We start from the raw sequence: 1869 nt of genomic DNA on the forward strand, positions 1-1869 counted from the left end.
GACGGAAGCGCCGGCATCGAGCAACGCAAGCGCGATAGCCTCGCCCATGCCTCCGCCCGCGCCGGCCACGACCGCATGCCTGCCGGTGAAATCAAAGACGACCATCCGTCACCCCTCTTATGTTGGCGCCAAGGCGCGATGGCGGGACAATAGGGGCGGACAAAAAATCCATCAAGCCGTATTCGAAAAAATTTGCCAAAATGGAAAATCACGATATCGTACCGCGATTGACGGCTTTCCTTTTGGGTGGATTCCAAGACCATGAACCTGCATTCCGGCGCGCGGACCTTCTCGGTGACCTCTCCTGTCGACGGCTCGATCTACGCCACGCGAAACTATGCCGACGGCGCCGCGATCGAGGCCGCGGTCGCCCGGGCTCGCGCGGCGTTGCCGGGCTGGCGGCGCACGCCGCTGGCCGAGCGCCTGGCGATCCTTCTGCGCTTCGGCGAGGAGATGAAGGCGCGCGCCGCCCCGTTGGCCGAAGCGGTGGCGTGGCAGATCGGCAGGCCCTTGTGGCAGGCCGACGAGACGCCGCGCCTGGCGCTGATCGGCGAACTGCTTGCAGGCGCGGCGCCGGAGACCTTGGCAGACATGCCGTATCCGTCGGATGAGAACATCCGCCGCTACGCTAAGCCGATGGCCGGCGGGCTGCATCTGTCGATCTGCGCCTGTAACTACCCGACCGCGATGCTCGGCTATCTGGTCACCTCGCCGCTCGCGGCAGGCAATGTGGTGATCTTCAAGCACTCGCCGCAGACGCCGCTGATCGCGGAACTGACCGAGGAGGCCTTCCGCGCGGCCGGCGGGCCGGAAGGGGTCTTTCAGAGCCTGCATCTCGACCATCCGGACGCCGAGCGGCTGATCGCTTCCGGTGTCCTCAACGCGGTCAATTTCATCGGCTCGGTCAATGGCGGCCGGCGCGTGCATGCGGCCGCGGCCGGCACCTTCACCCAGGTGCATCTGGAACTCGGCGGTAAGGATCCGACCTATGTGCGCTCCGATGCCGACCTCGAAGCGGCGGTTCCGCTGATCGCTGAAGGCACCTATTCCAACGCCGGTCAGTCCTGCTGCTCGGTCGAGCGCATCTATGTCGATCGCCTGATTCACGATCGTTTCGTCGAGGCGCTGGTCGCCGAGACGGCGAAATGGTCGATCGGCCATCCGATCGGCGAAAAGCCGATGGTCGGCCCGGTGGTGCGCGCGGTCGCGGCCGACACCATTCGCGGCCTCACCGAAAGCGCGGTGCGGGCAGGGGCGAAGCGCCTGATGCCGCGGGATGGCGCCCTCAAGGCGGCAAGCCTCGGAGCCGCCTATGTCGCGCCGGAGGTGCTGACCGGCGTCGATCACAGCATGCAGATCATGCGCGACGAGCTGTTCGGGCCGGTGGCCTGCGTCCAGGCGGTCGGCGGCGACGACGAGGCGATCCGACTGATGAACGACAGCGATTACGGCCTCAGCGCCTCTATCTGGACGCGCGATGTCGAGCGCGGCGTGGCCTTGCTCGACGAGGTCGAGGCCGGCACGGTCTATCTCAACCGCTGCGACCACGCGGACCTCTATCTGCCCTGGGGCGGCATCAAGAATTCCGGTCTCGGACGCACCAATGGACGCGCCGGCCTGATCGAGGCGACGGCGGCGAAGGCGTACCATGTCCGCTCCGTCATCGCCTGAGCGCCAAGGACATCCGGTCGTGCGGGACCTTGAAAAGCTGGGCGATGCGGCCGTCGCGGCGCTTGCAGCGGCCGGCGTGGAACGGTTGCTGCCGGCCGCGACCAGCCCCTATCTCCTGATCGCCGAGCATGCCGGCAATGTCGTGCCGGCGCCGTGGCGCGATCTTGGCTTGGCGGAGCCCTATCTGGGCACGCATTT

The 1869-nt window shown here is 66.8% G+C and carries 1 protein-coding gene and 1 pseudogene; one reads left to right on the forward strand and one right to left on the reverse strand.

All coding sequences use genetic code 11. The annotated features are described in order from the left end of the window. Positions 1–105, reverse strand: a pseudogene (locus EOA28_RS41215) (short-chain dehydrogenase); the annotation flags it as partial. A gap of 156 nt (positions 106–261) precedes the next feature. Between EOA28_RS41215 and EOA28_RS34475 the strand changes: the two are divergent. Beyond that, the gene (locus tag EOA28_RS34475) at positions 262–1671 is read left to right on the forward strand and encodes an aldehyde dehydrogenase family protein (RefSeq protein WP_127250300.1); all 1410 of its coding nucleotides are present in this window, start codon (positions 262–264) and stop codon (positions 1669–1671) included. Positions 1672–1869: the final 198 nt, after the last annotated feature.

The organism is Mesorhizobium sp. M2A.F.Ca.ET.067.02.1.1 (assembly GCF_004023285.1).
Taxonomy (GTDB): domain Bacteria; phylum Pseudomonadota; class Alphaproteobacteria; order Rhizobiales; family Rhizobiaceae; genus Mesorhizobium.

What these genes read in the sequence shown, in the direction of transcription:
- EOA28_RS34475 (WP_127250300.1), top strand. Translation starts at nt 262, where the DNA reads ATGAACCTGCATTCCGGCGCGCGGACCTTCTCGGTGACCTCTCCTGTC.